Here is a 22,587-nt window from a genome sequence, read left to right as displayed (position 1 = left end):
TTACTATGGAAGAAGTTTTACACATAAAAAACGTCTCAAAAGTGTATGAAGGAAAAGTCCCTCATACTGCTTTGAAAAATATAAATTTACATGTAGATAAAGGTGAATTTGTTGCTATCATGGGGCCATCTGGTAGCGGTAAATCTACATTTTTAAACGTTATCTCTACAATTGATTCCCCTACTTCTGGTGATGTCGTGATTAACGGAAAAAAACCGCACACATTTCGTAGAGAGAAGTTAGCTATTTTCCGCCGCCAAGAGTTAGGATTTGTTTTCCAAAACTTTAACTTACTAGATACACTAACAATCGGTGAAAATATCGTACTACCTTTAACATTAGATAATGTTCCATTAAAAGAAATGGATGAAAAGCTTGATAATATTTCAAAAAAGCTTGGAATTGATCACATTTTGGACAAACGTATTTTTGAAGTTTCTGGAGGACAAGCACAGCGTACCGCAGTAGCACGTGCTGTTATTCATCATCCTTCACTTCTACTTGCCGATGAACCAACGGGAAACTTAGATTCCAAAGCAGCAATCGATGTAATGGAGTTATTTACGAAATTAAATAAAGAAGAAGATGCAACAATTTTAATGGTTACGCACGATCCGTTCGCAGCAAGTTATTGTAACCGCGTCATTTTCATTAAAGATGGCGAGCTTTACAACGAACTTCACCGCGGATTATATCGCGAAAAATTTTATCAAGAAATATTAGATGTTTTAGCATTATTAGGAGGAAGACGTGGATGACATTTTGGCAATTTGCATTTAAAAATGTCTCGCGTAATTCGAAAGCATATTTCGCTTATTTTGTAAGTAGCGCATTTTCTATCATGGTTTTCTTTTCATTTACCGTATATGCGTTCCATCCACGTTTACAAAGTGTACAAGGTTTTCAAGAACGAGATCCTCTTATGAATTCGGCTAGTACTGCACAGTTTATTATTGTTTTGTTCTCGTTCTTCTTTCTCTTATATTCAGTTGGATCATTTTTAAATGTACGAAAGCAACAATTCGGGATACTCACTATTCTTGGTATCTCACAAAGACAATTAAAAAGACTGTTATTTACTGAAAACATGATAATTGGGATACTGTCTATCTTTATCGGTATTCAAGGTGGCCTTGTATTTTCTAACTTCTTCTTATTAGTCACTTCGAAATTAACAGGTGCGAAAGGCCTCTATTTATATTGGCCAACCGAAGCGATTATCGTTACAACCGTAACGTTTATCATTTTATTTTTAATCGTTTCTACATTTACACCGATGTTTATTCGTACTCGTAAAACAGCGAAGCTCATTAAAGGTAACAAAAAAATGAAAGCTGAAAAAAAGCCATCTATACTCATCTCTTTATTCGCTTTAATTTGTTTAGGGCTATGCTATTATATCGCCGGTTACCCAAAAGGCTACGTAACAGAAAAAAATGTACAAAATGGATCTGTCGTCTTTATTATGTTATCTATTTTGCCACTCGTAGTAGTCGGGACATATTTTTTCTTTTCACAAACATTTCTTCTTTTCATCTATATTTTAAAGAAACGAAGAAAGTTTTATTTGAAACAAATAAATATGTTATGGGTTTCAGATTTAGTTTCTCGTACCCGTAGTAATATTAATGTACTCTTTATCGTTTCTATGCTATCTGCACTTGCTTTTACAATTATTATTGGGTTATTTGCTGCTAATAACAATACAACAGCATCGGTACTAGAACGATATCCCGTCCCCTTCACTTATACATCAGAAGGTGACAATTCCCTTGAACAAAAGCATATTACTACAATTGAAACTGAGCTTACAAATAGTAATTTTCAGTACAGAAAATATAAGTTTACAGTAGTAAAAGATACAGCTTCCAAAGAAGACATTATGCTTATGAAGATGAGTGATTATAACGCAATTGCTAAGCAATTGAAAAGACCGGAAATAACATTTGATTCTACACAAGTGTATATTATTTCTCGCCACTCACCAGAACTTCTCAATCTCGTATCTAATCCATTTGCAAAGCATAATACGATTACACTTGGATCTAATAAAAAAGAATTTCATATTAAAGGGTTTATTAATAAAGGAATAGAACCATCCTTTGCATTCCCACATTTAGCTGTCGTACAAGATTATGTATTTGATAATATGATTCCTCATATTGAAACAACCGTAATCTATAACTACTTCGTAGAAAACTGGGAAAATGCAATTGTTCCAACAAAAAATATGTTACGTGTTATTAGTGGTGATGCACGTAAGTTCTACGAAAAGCATACAGAAGAGAACGCTCAAGTTCCTTTCTTCATATATACAGCTACGGATGAACTCATTTACGGTAAAGGAAATGCAGTTGCTCAATTCTTTATTTGGGCATTTCTTGGTTTTATCTTCTTTATCGGTGCGGCTAGCGTTTTATATTTCCGTATGTATAACGACTTAACAACTGAAAGACAAAAGTATATTACGATTACAAAACTTGGCTTAACAGAATCAGAAATGTTTCGTTCTGCAACAATTCAACTAGGAATTTTATTTTTCGTTCCTTATATTGTCGCTGGTATCCATACGATATTTGCCATTAAATTCTTACAAAGCATGTTTTCTTTCTCATTACTGAAAGAGACATGTATCGTACTCACTTTATTCGGGATTATCGAGATCATTTTCTTCTTCTTAATCCGTTCTCTGTACATTAATAAATTATCACAGCATATTAAAGTATGAATAAAATAGCCTTGTGCAATATGCACAAGGCTATTTTCAATAGTTTTTAATAATTAGCAGCAATATCCACCATAGCCGCCAGCATAACCGCCGTAACCACCATAACCACAAGAACCGCCACCGCCGAAGCAGCTAGCACCGATGATGATTAATAAAATAAACAATACGATTAGAAGCGCAAAACCGCCGCCGCACCCATGTCTGCGGTTACAATCATCATGTCTGTGTTCACACTTTTCGCTCATTACTCTATTCCTCCTTTAGTATCATTCATAACAAGTTCACCTTGCTCTAAATGAGGGGATTCCATTTATAGTATGTTTTCAGGGCGAATAGGAAGCTTGGCTTATCTAAAAACGGGCTTGTTTTCAGAAATGGGCTTCATCAAAAAAAGATACCAATTAAGGTATCTTCTTAAATAAACATATTCAATAAAAGTGCAAAGCCAAATGCAATAAATGATAACAATGTCTCCAGCACCGTCCACGTCTTAAACGTTTCCTTCACCGTTAATCCTAAATACTCTTTTACAAGCCAGAACCCTGCATCATTTACGTGAGAAAACATTAATGATCCCGCACCTGTTGCTATAACGAGCAATTCTAAATTTACACCTGACATGTGCTGAATAACTGGTGAAACAATTCCTGCTGCTGTCGTTAATGCTACTGTCGCTGAACCTGTTGCAATTCGAATTAATCCAGCTACCATGAAAGCTAACACAATTGGTGACAACGATATATGTTCTGCCATTTGTGCAATCGCCGTTCCAACGCCGCTTTCAATTAGTATTTGTTTAAATCCACCGCCTGCACCAATAATTAAAATAATGGAACCGACCGGTAGTAAACTTTCATCCGTTAATTTTTTAATGACCTTTTTATTAATTCCTTGTCTAATTCCAAGTAAATAGAATGCTGCGAAACATGAAATAAGTAAAGCAATTACCGGACTCCCTATAAACACGAAAAATTCAGTCAACTTTTTCGGTAATGAAATATATGGTGCAACTACTGATAAAATCATTAAAACGACTGGTAGTAATATAATAAAGAATGAAACTTTACGACTCGGTAAATCAGTTGATACAGTCGTAACTCGAACGAGCTCTGGTTCATTTTCAGGTATAACTCTCTTATGTACCCACTTGGCAAATACCGGTCCTGCGATAATGGCTGTTGGTAACGCGATAATTAATGAATATAAAAGTACCTTTCCTAAGTTCGCGTTATAAATACCGATTGCTGTCATCGCCCCTGGATGTGGTGGCACGAGCCCGTGAACAATAGATAATCCAGCAATAACAGGTAACGCAATTAATAATATATTTTGCTTCGTCGTTTTTCGAATGGAAATAACAAGTGGTAATAAAATGACGATCCCCACTTCAAAAAATACTGGAATCCCTATAACAAATCCTGCAAATAACATAGCCCAAGGTAGTTTCTTCACACCGAAAAATCGAATAAAGAAGTCTGCCACTTGCATGCCGGCCCCTGAATCGGACATCATTTTTCCTAAAATTGTTCCGAGAGCTAAAATACCAACTAAATGCCCTAGTACACTACCAACACCAGTTTCATAGGCAGTCACTATTTTCGTTAAATTCAGTCCAGACATAATGGCTAAAAATAAACTAGCAACTGTTAAACTAATAAATGCATGCCATTTCCACCATGATACCCCTAAAATGACAATTGCGATTGCAAGTAACGTGACGATTAATAAGTATATATCCATATCTCATTCCCCTTACTTTTACCCCGTATTTGTGGACAGTAAACACCTAATTGGTGCGGGATGAATCTAATTAATGTTTCACTTTATAAAAAAAGAGGGCAAATACCCTCTTTTTTATACGTCATAATTCACTACATAATGCTGCATTTCTGTATTGTAGTAGCCTTCGCTATATTCAATTACTTCGCCAACTTCATCGTAAGAATAGCGCATACGTTTTAATAGCGCTGTCCCCTCTTTTTCACCTAACGCTTCTGCAACGAAACTAGGCGCAAGTCCAACAGCGAATTCATCTCTGAAGTTTTCTAAATGTATACCTCGGTCTTCCACTAAATCGTAAAGCGATTGCAAGTCAAAGTCCGATAAATCTGTACTTGCCATTTTAGCTGAGAAATAGTGCGTATAATGAATGTACGGTGCATCATTTAACGTATATAAACGTTCAATGCGAAAACTCTCTTTACCGAATAATCGAAATGGCACTGTTCCTTCTTCATTATGAACGACTTCTGCTTTTAGCAATTTCTTCTGTACTTTATATCCTTCTTCCACTAATACTTCTGTAAATTTCTTACCTTTTGACAATTTTGTTGCAGAAGTATTACGGATGACTTTCGTTCCTTTACCACTTTTCTTTTCCAAATACCCTTCTTGAGCGAGCTCTTTAATCGCATTACGCACTGTAATTTTACTCACTTTGAACTCTTCTTCTAACTGCGGTTCGGAAGGAATATTCGTATGAATCGCATATACACCATGCAATATTCGATCACGAATAATATTTTTTATTTGTAAATATAATGGTCCTTTTTTTCTCGTTACGTTCACCGTTACACCCACTACCTTTCTACATCACCTACTGATGCCGTCATTGCACGAAGTATATCCTTCTCTGATGACATTGGCGTATCACCGACGATCGTATGTGCAAGCATTCCAGCTGCTGACGCAAATGAAACAGCTTTCTCTGGTGCAAACTCTTCTATCTCGCCATGAATAATCCCGCTCGTATAAGCATCTCCAGCACCTATTCTATCATATACAGAAAACGTAAGTGTTTTTGCAAAAGTGAACGCACCATCTTTACATATAAACCCGCGAAGCGAGTGTGTATTATCGCTATTAATAGAGCGATGTGTACCAGCAATTGTAGCGATATGATATGTTTCAGCAACCTTTGGAATAAGATCAACAAGTTGCGCCTCTCGCTCTGTCTTTTCTGTTTTCATTCCAAGAACAAACATCGCATCTTTTTCGTTCATCATAACGATATCAGCAAGAGCCAGCATTTCTTCATAATGCGGTTTCGCCTGCTCATATCCGTCTTCTCCCCAAAGAGATGGACGATAGTTGCAATCAAAAACGACAGTGCCTCCGTTTTCTTTCACTGCTTTCGCTAAAGATTTCATATGATGGCGCACAGTATCATTCATCGCAAGTGTAATCCCGCAAAAATGAACGATATCAATTTCCTTTGCGATTTCTTCAAATTGATACATTTCTTCACATGCCGTATTGAAACTACTTTCTAATCGATTTGAATATGTAACGCGGCTTGCACGTGCCCCAAATCCTTTTTCCAAAAAGTACATGCCGACATATTTACCACCTCTTGAAACAAGTGAGGTTTGCACACCTAACTTTTGAATGTAAGATAATGCCGCATCCCCAACCGAATTTTCCGGTAAAGTTGAAATAAGAAGCCCTTCATGCCCGAGATGAGAAAGTGCTGCTGCCACGTTCACACCTGTACCAGAAAATGAGTAATTTAATGTGTTAGCTTGCGATAACAATTCATATCCTGGTACTTGCAGGCGCATCATTACTTCGCCAAATGCTGCAATTTTCTTACGCATTTTGATCAACTAACTTCTTCACGACTGCTAATAATTCACGAACATCTTCTACTTTCGTATTACCAGTTTCCTTATCAATAATAGAAGAGTATACGTGCGGGATCACTTGCTCTACATTTGCTTCAAGCGCAATACGTACAATAGTTTCGAAGTTTTCTTTATCAATTCCGCCTGTTGGCTCTAATGCAAATCCTTCTTCCGCACAAGCTTTCGCAACTGCGCGATATTCTTCTTCATGAGCTAAACCTTTCATTGGGAAGTATTTCAATGAATTTCCACCCATATCACGTACAAGTGCGATTGCTGTTTTAATTGGAACGATTGCTTTTTCTTCCCCAGCTGCACTAATTGGACCAGTAGAAATATTTACGTACCCTACTTTTTCTGTTGGCGATACTAAACTATTAATCCAGCTATCTTTTCCGCCAAGATTTGCACGTGTCGCTCCAACCGAAGGGAACACTTGATTAATATGGCTACCAGGATAATGCTTCGCAATTTCAGCTACAACTGCTGCTTGGCGATTATCTCCTGCTCCTAGTCCGATTGATACAGCATCATCAATTTCTTTTCCGTATGCTTTCATCGCTGTAACTGCTTCTTCTACAGTTGGATAATCCTTTGATAAAACACCCACTACTACATAACCTTCTGCTGCTTCAAAAATATCTTTCGCGTTTTCGATATTGTTCGCTAATACATTTAATGCTACGCGGCCTTTATAAAAACGTTTTTGAATGTTTGTCATTTTAGTTTCCCCCTACAATTTCTCTCATTTTTTCTTCAATTACATGTATGTCATCACCTTGAAGTGGACGTGGATCGATATCAAAGAATCCTTGTCTTACGCCGTAATCACGTGTATAAATTGCGATTTCTCCTTCTCGTAATGCTGTTACAACGTCTTTTGCTGATTTATTTAAATCGTTCTCGTTAATATGAATACGTGCTCTAAAGATCGCTCTTCCCGCTTCATCTTGAACGATTGTTACATTTACACCGTTTAATTCTTTTAGCGGCATAAGTACTTGTAACAACTCTTTTTCTTGCTCACTCTTATCTTCTTTTACTCCGTACTCATCAAGTGCTTGAAGTAAACCAAAAGTTGTTTCTTTCCCCACTTTCATACTTCTTCCGATGCAATGTAATTGCACTTTCAGCCACTCAATATATTTTCGTTTACCGCCGACGATACCAGAAGTTGGTCCTTCAATTGCCTTTGAACCGCTATAAATAGCAAGGTCTGAATACTTCACATATTTTTGAATATCTTCTTCAGCTGCTGCATCGACGATCAGTGGTACGTTATTTCGCTGCGCAACTTCCCATGCTTCTTCAACAGAAATCATATTTTTTTGCACGGCATGATGAGATTTCACATAAAGAATCGCTGCTGTATTTTCACCAATCGCATCTTCAATATGCTCTGCTTTCCCTTCATTTGCGTAGCCAACTTCTACGAGTTTTCCTCCGCCTAAATAAATCATCGTTTCAACAGGAGCACCGTATTGAACGTTATGACCTTTTAACATAATCACTTCGTTTTTCGCGATTACTTCTTGATGAAGTCTTTCACTTTTACGGCGATTTCCTTCTGTAACGATACCAGCGATAGAAAGTGCAATTCCGCTCGATGCTGAATTTACAACAACCGCTGCCTCTGAATCTAGAATTCTCGCAATATGGTCTCCCGCTTTATCTACTAAATCAGCAATTTCTACATAATTTTGTCCACCATGTTTCATCGCATCCATAACTGTATCTGTAGGTGCGGATACACCTAAAATACTCATTCTACCGCTCGCATTAATCACTCTTTTTAATCCGTACTTAGCATTCAATGACTGACCCATTGATTACAACCCCTTTCGTATCAATTCTTCTTTCAGCAATGCGCTGATCCCCTTCTGAATCAATTAACGTAATCTTCTCATCTTTCACCGTAAATAAAGTTAAGTTTGCAATATCGCCTTCTTGAATACGGCCAAGCTCTGGCTTTTTCAGCCACTCTGCCGCATTTTTCGTAACCGCATTAATTACTTCTTCTAGCGGATACCCTAAGTAAAGGAATTTCGAAAGAACGTGAGCCATACTATATACTGGACCGTGTATACGATTCTTTCGGTAAATATCTGTACTAATTGTATTAAAGGCAATACCGTGACGCTTCGCCGCTTCTGCTACTTTAAAAGAAAAACTAGCATTACCATGACCAACATCTAAATGAACACCACGCTTCACTGCATCTAGTAACACAGGTAGCGGTTTGCCTTCTTCATCAAATAAATTATTTTCTTTCCCGTTTAAGTAATGCGTAATCACATCATCTTTTTCTAAAAGAGGTACAACTTCCTCAATGCGAGGAGGGGCTGAACCGATATGTACCATAATCGGTAATGATGTTTCACGAGATAACGAGCGTGCAACATGAAGCGGTTCAATTCCACTATCACAAACGACACTTTTACTCATTCTCGCCTTTAACCCAACGATTACATCTTTATACTTTTCTACTGCTTCTATTACTTTCTCTTTATCTATCCATTCCATATTGGATAATTCATCAATTCGTTTCAAACCGATGCGAGAAATATTTAAAAAGGCAAATAAATTCGTTTTTGCCTGCTCTCTACTTTTTACTAAATCTGCAATACGATCAGCTCCGCAGCTACCCGCATCAACAATTGTCGTTACCCCTTGCTTAACGCCAATTTCATCCACCTCATCGCCATACGGATCAAACTCCGGAAAAGCGTGAACGTGTAAATCAATCCAGCCACTCGATACGTAAGTACCAGAGTAATCAAGAACCTTTCCACCCTCACCAGCACCAGCTTTCGTCACCTGTGCGATTTTATTATTTTCAATTACAATGTCAATCTCTTCCCCGTTCACACGTTTCACATTACGTAGTACGAATCGTTCTGTCATTGTATTTCCACCCTTTTCTATAAGAAGCCATAAGAATACGCTTACATTAAAGTTTCATTTTATATCTCTTTCACACGTTTAGCGTAACACAAAAAAAGGGAGAAGTAAATATAACGTTATAATGTTTAGTTGTACATTGCTTCTTTCACTAATTTATATTACGAATGTAAAAATAAAATATAGATTTAAAAGGAATAGAGTATAACTAAAAAAAGTCCAGTAATCTACTGGACTTTTTTTCTAGTTATAAACCTAAAAATATTTCTTATAGCAAAATATGCAGCGATTAACGCAATAATAAAAATGACGATCCCTATAGGGTTAATGTTAATTATCAATTAAATCATCTCCCCTCATTTTTCCACTCATTATAGCACAATTAATACTTAATTTGGGTTAATTGTAAACGATCCTCCTGGATAGTAAACAGTTCCTGATGCAATAGTTTTTGAGTATGCTACAGAAGCAGTGTAGTCTCGTTTCTCATTTAGTTTGCAAGATGAACCATTATCACACGTAGAAGATAATGAATCAGAATAAACTTTTCCTATTCCTGAACCGTCACAATAACCCCATCCATATTATTCCCCGAAATTTCATACTGCTTATTTACGGGAACACTCACTTTCATGTTCCCGGACACTTTATAATAAGAAACCGTATATTTCTTACCTTCCACATCCGTTGTGATTTCTTTTTTCTCTTTTAAGAAGTCTAAGTATTCCTCTAGTGTAATTTTCTTTTTTTGCATAATCGCACTATGAGGTAAGCCGACATAACGTATATGCCACGGCTCATATTGAATGCCTGTAATATCGCTTTTATTTTTCGGATAGCGTAAAACAAAGCCGTGCTTCCATACATTCTCTTCAATCCACTTTCCTTCAGGCGCTTTCTCCATTTTCTTTTGCGTAGATCCAACGTCAAGTGATAATCCTAAATTATGTTCACTGTATCCTGCTGGAAGTGCATAGTCAGAGCCCATTTTTTCATATAACTTTTCTTGCTCTTTAAAATCTCGATATCCGCTATTCATTAAGAAATGCTGCACGCCATCTTTTCCAGCTGCATCGACAACGTTCAAAAACTTGCTCACAACATCCTTTGATAAGCGAAGATTTCTATCAAATATGACGTAACCTCTTACTAATTCACTATTATGATTTACATTTATAATATCGGATCTAATACTATTTTTTTTAACGGGGTAATCTTTATTAACTAATAATAGATTCCCTTTATAAACTTGTTCTTTTGTAATCTCTATATTTTCAGTATTCGCAGCTCTTACCTTATTATCTTTTTCTGCAACTTTAACATCGATCTCTTTTTGAAATAATGGTGATATATAAAAGCCTACGCAGACTGTACATAGTATAAAAAGAGAAATAAATACCCACTTTTTCATCTCTAGTTCCTCCTTAACGTAACTTACGTATAGAATAGAAAAAACTATTAAAATAAAAAGTGGGGTAAAGTTTAAATTTTTATTAAATTGCTTCGCTCTCTTCTTTTGGCAACCTTACTTCAAATATCGTTCTAATCACATTACTTTCAGCAGAAATCGTCCCGTCATGCTGCTCAACAATATTTTTCGCAATAAATAGCCCAAGGCCTGTACCACCTTGTTGCTCTGATCTTGCCTTATCACCTGTATAAAACATATCAAAAAGATACGGTAAATCTTCTTCCGGAATGCTGTCTCCGTAATTAATAATTTGTACGACTACCTCTTCACCTTCAATATATCCGTTCACATCAACAAACTTTCCATCATACCCGTAGCGAATCGCATTCGTTAAAAGATTTTCAAATACCCTCGCTAATAATTTCCCGTCACCGTTAATAGGTAATTGCGGCGTCATATTCAATCTCGCTTCTAATTCCTTCTTTTCTAATAACGGATGTAATTCTTCGTCTAACTGAATAAGCAGTTCACCTATATCAATTGGTCTTTTTTCCAGCTTCAGCATCCCATAATTCATTCTTGTGATTTCAAATAATTCATCAATTAAACTTTCCAGCCTTTCAGATTTCGTAAAAGCAATTGTGGAAAAGTGTTTAATTTGTTCCTTCGTCAAATTCTCATCTTTAAGAATTAAATCTAAATAACCTAAAACGGACGTTAACGGCGTTCTCAAATCGTGAGCTAAGTTAACAATGAGCTGTTCTTTACTACTTTCCGCAAAGTCTCCCCGTTCCACTGCTTCCTTTAACTTTTCACTCGCTACATTAATTTCGCTTGCAATATATCCAAACTCATCATTTGATGAAACGCGAACTTCATTTGTAAAATCCCCGTTCGCCAAATGGTGAATTCCGTTTGAAATCTCATCAAAATATTTTACATAAGGCCTAGTAAGAAAGAAGAAAAACATAATGGACAGAGGAATAAAAATAATTAAAAAGAAATTAATATCCCCGATTTGTCTTACCATTGACCGAACTTGGGCTAATGGATCCTCAAAACGAACGACTAATTTATAATAGATCCGTAATCCTTCATAAATGATATATGTTACGCCACCAGCTAATACCATACTTAAAGCAAATAGCATAACCATCTTCGAGCGAAAACTTTTCATCTTTTTAGCCATTGAAAGTATAACCTACTCCCCACACTGTTTTTATTAACTTATTCTTTCTTTTATCTTCCCCAAGTTTTTTCCGCAATGTACGGATATGTACCATAACTGTATTTCCGCCTTCAAAATAATCATCGGCCCATACTTGCTGAAAAATATTTTCCACATTGTACACTTTCTTCGGATGGCTCGCTAATAAATATAAAATATCAAACTCTTTCGGTGTTAATTCAACTTGTTCTCCGTACACATTTACTGTTCTTCGCTCAGGATCGATAACGACTCCGCCTACCTCTAAAGCAGATTTATTCTCCGCTATTTTCGGATGATTTAACGTAAGAAATCGGCGTAATTGTGCATTTACACGCGCGACTAATTCAATCGGTGTAAAAGGTTTCGTCATATAATCATCTGCGCCTAATACTAAACCTGTCACCTTATCAAAATCAGACGTTTTCGCACTTAAGAAAATGATTGGCATATGATGCTTCGCACGAATTTGGCGCGTCACTTCATAGCCATCTATTTTCGGCATCATAATATCTAAAACCACTAGATCGATTGGCTGCGTTTCAATAATATGAATTGCCTCTTCTCCATCAGCTGCTTTCACAACGTGGTAGCCTTCTTTTTCTAAATGTATCTCAATTAAATCGGCAATTTCTGCCTCATCATCCGCTATTAAAATTGAAATGCGCTTCATTTTACTCCCCCTTTATACGCTCGATTGTAAACTAGTCTATCCAATTTGTACAATACGAAAAGGTTACTCGCGGGAGTAACCTTAGTAAATGAAATTATATCGACGATTTTTTTAATATATCGACGTTTCGACAAGGAATATCGACTTACCGACAATTAACGACGAAATTCGCCCCCTATTTGAAAGACTCAACCTACCGCTCCAAAATAATTCGCTGCTTCGTAATTTCCGCCAGCCTTCCGCGATCTACTTCATACTCAGCTTCAATGCTTTGTGGTACAATCACTTTTCCGCCCTCAAGCATCACTTCCGGCGAAATAATATCCTTCTCCCAGTGCCTACTAGAGGCAGATATATCACCTGGAATCGTAAAATTCGGCAACGAAGCAAGTGCAACATTTTGCGCTCGTGAAATCCCCATCTCTACCATACCACCACACCAAACAGGTATGTTGTGCTCCATACAATAATTATGGATTTGAATCGATTCTGTTAATCCGCCCACTCGCCCTGGTTTAATATTAACGATGCGGCAACTGCCAAGCGTATTCGCAACGCGCGCGTCTTCTAAACTATGGATGCTTTCGTCTAAACAAATTGGTGTTTCCATTTTCTTTTGCAGCTGTGCATGATCAAGAAAATCGTAATCCGCTAACGGTTGTTCAATCATCATCAATTGAAATTCATCTAGTCGTTTCAATTTCTCTGTATCCGCTAATGTATACGCTGAATTTGCATCAGCCATTAACGGGATATGCGGAAACTCTTTACGAATCTCTTTCAATAATTCGTAGTCATGCTCTGGCTTTATTTTCACTTTAAAGCGCTCGTATCCTTCTTCCGCGTACTTTTCAATTTGTTTTAACATAACCGGAATTGTATTGATCCCGATTACAACGCCGACCTCAATTTCAGACTTCGTTCCTCCAAGCAATGTCGCTAGCGATTTCTGTTCACGCTTCGCATATAAATTCCAAACAGCTCCTTCAATTCCGGCCTTTGCCATTCTGTTTCTCTTTATATGTTGGAACAAAACAGGTACTTCATTCGGATGAGAAATCTCCGCCTTTAATAAATCAGGTAATAAAAAATCTTGAAGTACATGTAGCGCTGTCTTCACTGTTTCTTCCGTATACCACGGTTCAGAGAAGGCAACGACTTCGCCAAATCCAATGTGTCCATCCGTATCTTCTAATTCAATAACGATGCTCTCACGCTTTTCGTAAGTTCCGTAGCTTGCAGCAAACGGGATTACGAGTGGCATTTCCGTTATATGCAGTGTCGCTTTTTTAATTTCCACTTACATCTCCTCCACTAATTGTCTTAACTCTCTTCTTAACAATTTTTTTGAAGCATTTCGTGGTAATTCCTCTAAGAAACACGCTTTTTTCGGCACTTTATATTTCGCTAATTTCTCCTCGCAAAAATGAAGAATTTCTTCTTCTGTTACCTCTCCGCTTTTTACAACAAAAGCAGCGGGTACTTGTCCCCATTTATCGTCAGTCATACCGACAACACCTGCTTCCGCTACCGCTGGATGAGAAAGCAACACTTCTTCAATTTGGGCCGGATATATATTCTCTCCGCCAGAAATAATTAAATCACTGCGGCGATCTAATACGTATAAAAATCCTTCTTCGTCTAAATAACCGAGGTCACCAGTATGAAGCCATCCGTTTTGAATGGTTTCGCGCGTCGCATCTTCACGGTTAAAATAACCTCCTGTTACGTTTGGTCCTTTTACTACGATCTCGCCTTCTGCTAACGGCGGCACTACTACACCATCTTTTTCAATACGAAGTTGGCACTGAAATAGCGGTTTCCCGGCAGATCCGACTTTCGTTAACATATAATCTGCGGATAACGTACAAATTTGCGAAGACGTTTCTGTCATACCGTACGTTTGATATACAGGAATTCCTTTTTCTACACATGTTTCGAGTAACGGTTTCGGTGCTGGTCCTCCGCCAAGTAACATGCATCTTAAAGAAGATGGATATGTCTCTTCTCCTAGTCTCTCTAATAGATCTGTTAACATTTTTGATACGACAGAAATGATCGTAACACCTCTCGTTTGAAGTGCTTTATGAATAAAATTAGCATCATATTTCGGAACGAGTAAAATGCGCATGCCATACATAATATTTTTCATTAAAAGAGATAACCCGCCAACGTGGAACATCGGCATACAAGCTAACCAGCAATCATCATCACGAATCCCTAAATTAAGCGAAGAGCCAACCGCGCTTGCCCAGTGATTGCCGTATGTTAAAATAACGCCTTTCGGTTTCCCAGTCGTCCCAGACGTATAAATAATTGTCATCGCTTCTTCTAAAGAGAATTCTTCTTGTATAGAGGCTTCCGCCTTCGGTCCATTCATCACTTTGGCGAATGAATATACAGGAACATTTTTAGCCTCAAAATCTTGATCCGTCACTAAACAAATAACTTCAGCATCATCCATTTGCCAAAGTAGCTCTTCTCTTGAAAGACGCGTATTTAAAAGTACAGCTACTGCACCTACGTAAGATAGGGCGTGAATAACTGTAATCATCTCCATACCATTTTTCATCAGAACAGCCACCTTTTGCCCATGCTTCACTCCTACATGCGTGAGGTGTTCACAAACAGATACTACTTTTTCATGCAGCTGCACGAAAGTAACTTTCTCTTCCTCTATTTCAATTGCAGTGCGGTCTGGTGTTAAAAATGCACGTTGCTTTAACCAATTTGGCATAGTTTTCATCATACATTCTCCTTTCATGAAAGAAAGAGACTTGATATGAAATCAAGTCTCTTAGTTGTTTTGTTTCCGGTTAATCTCATCTAGCTATAGCGGCTAGAACAGTCGGTCGTTTCACGCCTTCCTACGAGGCCAAAGGCGCCTCTACGTCAGGAGTTTCAACGCCCTCTTGTTCTAAATGAGCCGCTTACGCTTTTGGTCACATCTAGCTGCGCCTCCTAGCCCCTTCCGTCTAAGAACCTTCCGCACGAGAAAGTAAACAACACTTTCTGTGCGAAAGAACCTTAGCCAGCGTGGCTAAGCAGTCGGCTCCGCTTTTAAAACATCCAGCTACAGTAGCTAGAATGTTCGGTGGCTTCACTTCTTCCTACGAGGCAAAAAGCGCCTCTACGTCAGAAGCTCCATCCCCCTCACATTCTGAACGAGCTACTTTCGCTTTTGATCAAGGGAAACGAGGGAATTGACCGAAGTCCGGACTGCGTTTTTCTTTGAACGCGTCACGACCTTCTTTTGCTTCGTCAGTTGTGTAGTACAATAACGTTGCATCTCCAGCTAGTTGTTGAATACCAGCTAGACCATCTGTGTCTGCGTTGAATGCAGCTTTTAGGAAACGAAGTGCCATTGGGCTGTTTGCTAAGATTTCTTGTGCCCATTGTACTGTTTCTGCTTCAAGCTCTTCTAATGGTACTACTGTGTTTACTAAGCCCATATCAAGCGCTTCCCCAGCACTGTATTGACGGCATAGGTACCAAATTTCGCGAGCTTTCTTGTGGCCTACCATACGAGCTAGGTAACCAGCTCCGTATCCACCGTCAAAGCTTCCTACTTTAGGACCTGTTTGTCCGAATACAGCGTTGTCTGCAGCGATTGTTAAGTCACATACGATATGAAGTACGTGTCCACCACCGATTGCATAACCTGCTACCATTGCGATAACTGGTTTAGGAATTGCGCGAATTAGACGTTGTAAATCTAATACATTTAAACGAGGGATTTGGTCGTCACCTACATATCCACCATGACCGCGAACTTTTTGGTCGCCGCCAGAACAGAATGCACGTCCACCTTCACCTGTTAAAATGATAACGCCAACATTTGCATCATCACGAGCATGTGCAAAAGCGTCGATTAACTCCATTACCGTTTTAGGACGGAATGCGTTATGTACTTCAGGGCGGTTAATCGAAATCTTTGCGATACCATTGTATGTTGAATAAATAATATCTTCGTAATTGCCTTCTTTTACCCATTCAATAGCCATTACAACTACCTCCTTGTATATTTCTGATCTCCTCTATAAGTGTAACTTCATTCTTAACTGAAAAAAGCATCACTGCATAGTTTTTAGAAATCCCTTTACTATTGTATCAAACTTTTCCGGTTGTTCCACATGAATTGCATGGCCAGCACCATCAATTTTGACAAATTTCGCGTCAGAGACGCATTTTTCGATGTTTTTTAATATGCGAAAGAACTTTTCATCATGCTCCCCGTTCATTAAAAGAACAGGCATTTTTAAGTTTTGCAGCTCATTCCACCAAGAAGGCTGAGCCCCTGTTCCCATGCCGCGCAAGCTATTTGCGAGCCCTTTTGGATTGTTAGCAAGTCTTTCTTTTCGCACTGCTTCTTGTACGTTTTGTTCTAAACTTTTTTGCCTTTCAAATAGCGGAATATTTTCCCACATTGTTACAAAACTTTCGATGCCTTCTCGCTCAATTTTGTGAGCAAGTCGCTCATCTTTTTCACAGCGTTCTTCCCGCTCATCTTTCCTTTCAAGCCCAGCTGTACAATTTTCTAATAAAAGAGAATGTACATATTCTGGATATAGACATGCCATCGTAATTGCCAGTCTACCGCCCATTGAATAGCCGAGTATGTGCGCTTTTTCAATATGAAGATAATCTAGTAGTTCTTTCATTTGCAATGCTACATTTCGAATATCATAATGCGTCACATCTTCAGGGCTTTCTGTTTTTCCGTGCCCAACAATGTCTACTAAAATGACTTGAAATTGCTCGCTCCAAGAAGGAACGAAAGAACGCCACGTTTCCATGCTTCCCGTAAAACCATGAAGAAGTAGAAGTGGTTCCCCGCTTCCGACTACTTCATATTCATACGATACACCTTGCAGTGTTACGTTCATTTTGATTCACCTTGCAACGATGCAGTAATTACGTCCTGCGTTTTTGCCCATAATTTACGATGCAATGTTAAGTTTTCATCACGGTTCGTACAAATTTCTACAACGTGTAAACCTTCCGCCCTTGTTCCTTTTTGTACCTCTTCTCGGAATTGCTCCCAACCATTTACACGACTAAATGAACCGCCATACATTTTGACAACATGCTCATAATCAAGCCCAATCGGTGTTCCAAATAACGATTCGAAGTGTTCCTTTTTCTCATATTGTGGTAAGAATGAGAAAATACCGCCACCATCATTATTTACAACGACAATCGTTATATTTAATTCGTGTAATTTTGCGGCTAATAACCCGTTTAAATCGTGATAAAATGATAAATCACCAATTACTAATACGAGCGGATCGCAAATAATGCTTGCTCCTAAAGCAGTGGAAATTATACCATCAATCCCATTTACACCGCGGTTTGCCATCACTTGAATATTTTTATCCGATGTGAAGAAGAATGAATCTGTATCACGAATTGGCATACTATTACTCGCAAATAATGTTGCCCCTTCTGGTAGTACACGGACAATATCCGTAATAACTTTCCCTTCAAATGCAGTATCATATGTTTCCATTTCACGAAGCGTTTCCTTCGTTTTTTCGTTTATATGTTGCCACATTCGGGACCAATCATTCTTTTTCATAACTGGCATTTTTTCTATTAGTGCACTGCAAAATGCAATATCACTTGCCTGTACAACTTCTGTTGCAACGAGAGCTGGATCTCTCCATTGTCCAGATTCGTCAACAACGATATGAATAGCTTTCGTCTGTTTTTTAATGAACTGCGTTAATGCTTTCGAAACAGGCATACCACCAAAACGAATCATAACTTCTGGCTTCCATGTTTCCTTTAACAGCTCATTTCGTAAAAATGTATCGTAACAGTCGATCACCATCGTTTTATCGTGGTGTCCGCTACGAATGTTAGAAAGTGGATCCGCTAATATTGGATATCCCGTTTTTTCAGCTAGTTGTACTGCAAACGCTGCGATTTCTGGATGGCTATCATCTCCACAAATAATAAGCCCCTTTTCCATATGTGAAAGGCGCCCTACAAGAGAATCTACATATTCACTCGGCATCGTCACGTTCCCTTGCTGAACTACTCCTGTATATTCCCCGCGTCCTTTATCCCATAAACTTTCTAATGAGAAATCCGGGATAAGCGGTTCGCGAACTGGAAAATTAAGATGAACAGGTCCTTGTGGCGCTAAAAGTGCGCTTGCTATCGTGCGCTGCGTCGTCATGCGAGCGTAATGATACATCGCTTCACTCGCTTCTGGAAGTGCCATCTCTGTAAATTGCTTCACAAATGTACCGTATAAATTAATTTGATTCATCGCTTGTGGTGCACCGACGTCTCTTAATTCATGCGGTCTATCTGCCGTTAAGACGATAAGCGGCACACGTGAATGAAAAGCTTCACATACAGCTGGATAGTAGTTCGCTGCTGCCGTTCCGGATGTACATAATAATGCAACCGGTCGTTTCTTCGCTTTTGCGATACCGAGCGCAAAAAATCCTGCTGATCTTTCATCTACATGTAAATATGTGTTCATTCCTTCATGTTGTTCCATTAGTAAAGCAATCGGCGTTGACCGTGAGCCTGGACTAATGACAACATCACATACATTTAGACGCGTCAGTTCATCCACGAACGCGCCTAAATAATATGATAATGCTTCTATATGATTGTTCATTTCATTAATTCCTCCAAAGCACCAAGCATCGGTCTAAACTTCAAGCTTGTTTCTTCATATTCAAGTTGCGGTACTGAATCAATTACAATCCCGCAACCGGCAAATAAGGATGCTTTCTCGCCATTTAATAATCCGCAGCGAAGCGCAACCGCAAACTCACCATTTCCTTCATCATCTATCCAGCCAATCGGTGCACCATATAATCCTCTGTCTAACAATTCAACATCACGAATCAGTTTCATCGCTTCCAAACGAGGTGTCCCGCCAAGAGCTGGTGTTGGATGTAATTCTTCTACCATTGTTAAAAGACTCGCATCGCCTTTTGCCTCTACAGGCGTATATAAATGAATTAAGTTTTTCGTTGTTAATAAGCCCGGACTTTCCGGAATATTAACGGATTCGCAGTGCTCATTTAGTACTCCACGAATCATGTTCACAACATAACCGTGTTCAGCTAAATTCTTTTCATCATGAAGAAGCGCATTACTATTTCGTTTACTTTCTTCTATAGATTGACCATGACCAGTTGAACCAGCAAGACACATCGAAGTAAACTTCTCATCTTCTTTGCGAATTAATCTCTCTGGCGTCGCTCCTAAGAAGCATGCTCCTTTATAATCAAAAGAAAATACGTAACAATCTGGTTGCCCAATGCGAAGTGCTTCTAAGACAAGAGCAGAATCAATATAATAATCCATTTCTACTTTTAGCTCCCTCGCTAATACAACCTTCTGCACGTTTCCCTGCTTCATTTCATCTTGTACTTTCTCAATGGCCTTCATCCAACCTTTCGGATCCACTTCTACTTTAGAAGTAACTGTTAACTTCGATCCTTCTAGTGCACATTTACTCTCCCCAAAAATTTTCTCTTCTAAAGAAACAATTTCGTTATAAAGAGTTTCTGCACAATCGGTTGCTGAAACGAATGTATTCATTGTTAACCATGCTTTTTCATTTTTTACAGTTAATAAAAATGCTGGTAGTGAAAATGTCGTATCATCAAATTCTTTCCATAAGTCCGTTTTCTCTTTTTGTTGGTCAAATGAAAATCCACCAAATAAAACAGGACCTGTTCCAAATTCGTATTTTTCTCTTTGTACAAATGCTTTCTCTTTTACTTTATCCCACTCGTCACGAGCCGTTTGAAAGCGTTTGTGAGAAGCAGTTGCTATAGTGAAAACAGAACCAATTCCAGCAAATATTACATGCTGAGCTGGGTCTGCAAAATAACATCTATTTTCGAATGCAATCCTTTTTCCTGCTGCATAAAACAGAAGCGGATCCATCCAGTCTATTTGTTTTACGAAGCTTACCAATATTTTCTCATCAGTTGCACGCTTAATAGCTGCACTAAGAACTTCTTGCAAGCCTATTTGTTTCGTTTGAATCACAATTGTCTCCCCCCTATGGGCGAAAAATAGTCATAATTACGCTTGATTTTAATTTACACCTCAAACGAAAGGCCTGTCAACGTTTAGCATTTCTGAGAAATTCACCTTCTCTTCCTAGAAAATAAACGTTGACACTAAATGATGCTTTTTCTACACTTAGTTGTGTACAATATGTGACCAAAGGAGGATTCAACATGGAAATGAACGTCGAAACGAATTCCTCTCCTACGGCGCCAAAGCCAAGTAAGCAAACCGGCTGGCGCATTTGGTGGAGTTTACTACGTCCCCATACATTAACAGCAGCTTTCGTTCCTGTTTTCATCGGAACAGCCTATGCAATGCAGGTCGGAGGCATAAATCAAATACATCTCCCTCTTTTCCTTATGATGCTTCTTGCTTGTCTTCTCATTCAAGCAGCAACAAACATGTTTAATGAATACTTTGATTATAAAAGAGGACTCGATCACGAAGGATCAGTTGGTATCGGCGGCGCTATCGTTCGCGATGGCATTCAGCCAAAAACAGTGCTTAACTTAGCATTTGGATTTTTTGGGATCGCAATACTATTAGGTGTTTATATTTGTATGAATTCTAGTTGGTGGCTTGCTGCAATCGGTCTTGTTTGTATGGCTGTTGCTTACCTTTATACAGGCGGTCCACTTCCAATTGCATATACACCATTTGGAGAGTTAACAGCCGGATTATTTATGGGTGTCATTATTATTGGAATTTCATTCTTTATTCAAACTGGAACTGTAACATCAGAAGTCATTTTACTATCTATTCCAAGCTCCATTTTAATTGGTGCCATTCTACTAGCTAATAACATTCGTGACTTAGATGGCGATAAAGAAAACGGTCGTAAAACGTTAGCAATTCTCGTTGGACGTGAGCGAGCGGTTGGTGTACTTGCTTCTATGTTCATCGTTTCCTACATTTGGACAATTGCTTTAATTATCGTGGGCATCGTATCACCATGGATGCTTATCGTATTTTTAAGTGCACCAAAAGCATTTAAAGCGACGAAAGGCTTTGTCGGCAAAAGCATTCCAATGGAAATGGTACCTGCAATGATTGCCACAGCAAAAACAAATACAATCTTCGGTCTCTTGATGGGAATCGGATTATTACTTGGATATTTCCTATAAAAAGGAGCTGCTGACGCGGCTCCTTTTTCATATACCAATTTCAGCTCATAATTCCTACTCGCAACGCTCATACTATGTAAAGAAACTGAATTGTAGGAAGGTGGACGACTATGTTAACTCCACAACAAATAAATCAATTTAAATCTGTTTTAGAAAAACAAAAACAAGAACTAGAGCAAACGATACAAACACATGAAAATGAAGATCGTGCATCTGAACGTGATTCTGTTGGAGAATTATCTAGCTACGATAACCATCCAGCTGATATGGCAACAGAGTTATATGAACGCGAAAAAGACTTCGGGCTTATTGAACTTTGGCATAAACAGCTAGAGGATACGAAACACGCTCTGCAAAAAATAGAAGCGGGTACGTACGGCATTTGCGAAGTGTCTGGCGAAGAAATACCATTTGAAAGATTAGAAGCAATGCCGACTGCTACAACATGCATACAGCACACGACAAGTAAGTTAAATATGAATACACGACCAGTTGAAGAAGAAGTGTTGTCTCCTTCTTTCCACAAACATGATGAAGATCATTCTGTTGAATACGATGCGGAAGACGCATGGCAAGATGTCGCAAATTATGGAACGTCTGAAACGCCGTCCGATTTAGAAAGACAAGATTCTAAAAACTATAATGGCATGTACGTAAATAGCGAAGAAAATGTAGGCTACGTAGAGGATTTTGAAAACTTTATCGGTACCGATATGTATGGAAAAAATCCGCAAGTTTTCGCTACAGAAGAGCATGAAGAATATGAACAAATGCTTGATGACTTTGAAGAACGTACGTTTAAGGGCGAATTATCTTCAAATGAATCGAGTTCCAAAGAATAAAAAAAAGCATTCCGAAAATCGGAATG

General features: G+C 38.4%; 20 protein-coding genes. 4 read left to right on the top strand and 16 right to left on the bottom strand.

Going from position 1 to position 22,587, the window contains the following annotated elements:
- Positions 1 to 5: 5 nt before the first annotated feature.
- Positions 6 to 758 (top strand): ABC transporter ATP-binding protein, encoded by a 753-nt coding sequence (locus FS742_RS09235; protein ID WP_000393250.1) that lies wholly within the window; start codon positions 6 to 8, stop codon positions 756 to 758.
- Positions 755 to 2,728: an FtsX-like permease family protein gene (locus tag FS742_RS09230; RefSeq protein ID WP_144612111.1), complete on the top strand. Its 1,974-nt coding sequence runs from the start codon at positions 755 to 757 to the stop codon at positions 2,726 to 2,728. The genes FS742_RS09235 and FS742_RS09230 overlap by 4 nt, the downstream gene beginning before the upstream one ends.
- A 53-nt stretch (positions 2,729 to 2,781) precedes the next feature.
- On the opposite strand, the gene FS742_RS09225 is transcribed toward FS742_RS09230, so the two are convergent.
- The 16 genes from FS742_RS09225 to FS742_RS09150 form a co-directional block, all read right to left on the bottom strand.
- Positions 2,782 to 2,973, bottom strand: a complete 192-nt coding sequence (locus FS742_RS09225; RefSeq protein ID WP_001290399.1) for a YjcZ family sporulation protein — start codon at positions 2,971 to 2,973, stop codon at positions 2,782 to 2,784.
- Between the two features lie 169 nt (positions 2,974 to 3,142).
- Entirely contained in the window at positions 3,143 to 4,468 is a 1,326-nt protein-coding gene (gene gntP / locus FS742_RS09220) for a gluconate permease GntP (protein ID WP_144612110.1), read from the bottom strand.
- A gap of 114 nt (positions 4,469 to 4,582) precedes the next feature.
- Positions 4,583 to 5,308, bottom strand: a complete 726-nt coding sequence (locus tag FS742_RS09215) for a GntR family transcriptional regulator (protein ID WP_131260223.1) — start codon at positions 5,306 to 5,308, stop codon at positions 4,583 to 4,585.
- Entirely contained in the window at positions 5,308 to 6,324 is a 1,017-nt protein-coding gene (locus FS742_RS09210) for a sugar kinase (RefSeq protein ID WP_144612109.1), read from the bottom strand. The genes FS742_RS09215 and FS742_RS09210 overlap by 1 nt, the downstream gene beginning before the upstream one ends.
- Positions 6,317 to 7,072, bottom strand: coding sequence for a 2-dehydro-3-deoxy-phosphogluconate aldolase (gene dagF, locus FS742_RS09205; RefSeq protein WP_144612108.1), 756 nt, complete (start codon positions 7,070 to 7,072; stop codon positions 6,317 to 6,319). Before dagF ends, FS742_RS09210 begins: the two co-directional genes overlap by 8 nt.
- Position 7,073: 1 nt before the next feature.
- Entirely contained in the window at positions 7,074 to 8,177 is a 1,104-nt protein-coding gene (locus FS742_RS09200) for a DgaE family pyridoxal phosphate-dependent ammonia lyase (protein WP_144612107.1), read from the bottom strand.
- Positions 8,155 to 9,255, bottom strand: a complete 1,101-nt coding sequence (locus FS742_RS09195; RefSeq protein ID WP_144612106.1) for an amidohydrolase/deacetylase family metallohydrolase — start codon at positions 9,253 to 9,255, stop codon at positions 8,155 to 8,157. Before FS742_RS09195 ends, FS742_RS09200 begins: the two co-directional genes overlap by 23 nt.
- 547 nt (positions 9,256 to 9,802) lie before the next feature.
- Positions 9,803 to 10,663 carry a M15 family metallopeptidase gene (locus FS742_RS09190; protein ID WP_144612105.1) on the bottom strand — a complete coding sequence of 287 codons (861 nt, stop codon included), beginning with the start codon at positions 10,661 to 10,663 and terminating at the stop codon, positions 9,803 to 9,805.
- An 82-nt stretch (positions 10,664 to 10,745) separates the two neighbouring features.
- Positions 10,746 to 11,852, bottom strand: a complete 1,107-nt coding sequence (locus tag FS742_RS09185) for a sensor histidine kinase (protein ID WP_144612104.1) — start codon at positions 11,850 to 11,852, stop codon at positions 10,746 to 10,748.
- Positions 11,845 to 12,543 carry a response regulator transcription factor gene (locus FS742_RS09180; RefSeq protein WP_071757554.1) on the bottom strand — a complete coding sequence of 233 codons (699 nt, stop codon included), beginning with the start codon at positions 12,541 to 12,543 and terminating at the stop codon, positions 11,845 to 11,847. The genes FS742_RS09185 and FS742_RS09180 overlap by 8 nt, the downstream gene beginning before the upstream one ends.
- Positions 12,544 to 12,736: 193 nt before the next feature.
- A complete protein-coding gene (menC, locus tag FS742_RS09175) occupies positions 12,737 to 13,843 on the bottom strand; it encodes an o-succinylbenzoate synthase (protein ID WP_144612103.1) in 1,107 nt (368 codons plus the stop codon).
- The gene (locus FS742_RS09170; protein ID WP_144612901.1) at positions 13,844 to 15,289 is read right to left on the bottom strand and encodes an o-succinylbenzoate--CoA ligase; all 1,446 of its coding nucleotides are present in this window, start codon (positions 15,287 to 15,289) and stop codon (positions 13,844 to 13,846) included.
- Between the two features lie 439 nt (positions 15,290 to 15,728).
- Positions 15,729 to 16,547, bottom strand: coding sequence for a 1,4-dihydroxy-2-naphthoyl-CoA synthase (gene menB / locus FS742_RS09165; protein ID WP_099684960.1), 819 nt, complete (start codon positions 16,545 to 16,547; stop codon positions 15,729 to 15,731).
- 69 nt (positions 16,548 to 16,616) lie between these two features.
- Positions 16,617 to 17,429, bottom strand: coding sequence for a 2-succinyl-6-hydroxy-2,4-cyclohexadiene-1-carboxylate synthase (menH, locus tag FS742_RS09160; protein ID WP_144612102.1), 813 nt, complete (start codon positions 17,427 to 17,429; stop codon positions 16,617 to 16,619).
- Entirely contained in the window at positions 17,426 to 19,180 is a 1,755-nt protein-coding gene (gene menD / locus FS742_RS09155; RefSeq protein WP_144612101.1) for a 2-succinyl-5-enolpyruvyl-6-hydroxy-3-cyclohexene-1-carboxylic-acid synthase, read from the bottom strand. Before menD ends, menH begins: the two co-directional genes overlap by 4 nt.
- Positions 19,177 to 20,571 carry an isochorismate synthase gene (locus FS742_RS09150; RefSeq protein ID WP_144612100.1) on the bottom strand — a complete coding sequence of 465 codons (1,395 nt, stop codon included), beginning with the start codon at positions 20,569 to 20,571 and terminating at the stop codon, positions 19,177 to 19,179. Before FS742_RS09150 ends, menD begins: the two co-directional genes overlap by 4 nt.
- A gap of 194 nt (positions 20,572 to 20,765) precedes the next feature.
- Between FS742_RS09150 and FS742_RS09145 the strand changes: the two genes are divergently transcribed.
- Both FS742_RS09145 and FS742_RS09140 read left to right on the top strand, forming a co-directional pair.
- Positions 20,766 to 21,719 (top strand): 1,4-dihydroxy-2-naphthoate polyprenyltransferase, encoded by a 954-nt coding sequence (locus tag FS742_RS09145; protein ID WP_144612099.1) that lies wholly within the window; start codon positions 20,766 to 20,768, stop codon positions 21,717 to 21,719.
- Positions 21,720 to 21,829: 110 nt separating this feature from the next.
- A complete protein-coding gene (locus tag FS742_RS09140) occupies positions 21,830 to 22,561 on the top strand; it encodes a yteA family sporulation protein (protein ID WP_000957370.1) in 732 nt (243 codons plus the stop codon).
- Positions 22,562 to 22,587 lie beyond the last annotated feature (26 nt).

Origin of the sequence: Bacillus cereus (genome assembly GCF_007678085.1) — a bacterium.
GTDB lineage: Bacteria > Bacillota > Bacilli > Bacillales > Bacillaceae_G > Bacillus_A > Bacillus_A cereus_BE.
The sequence above is the reverse complement of the archived record's forward strand: the minus strand, read 5'-3'. Positions and strand labels throughout refer to the sequence as shown.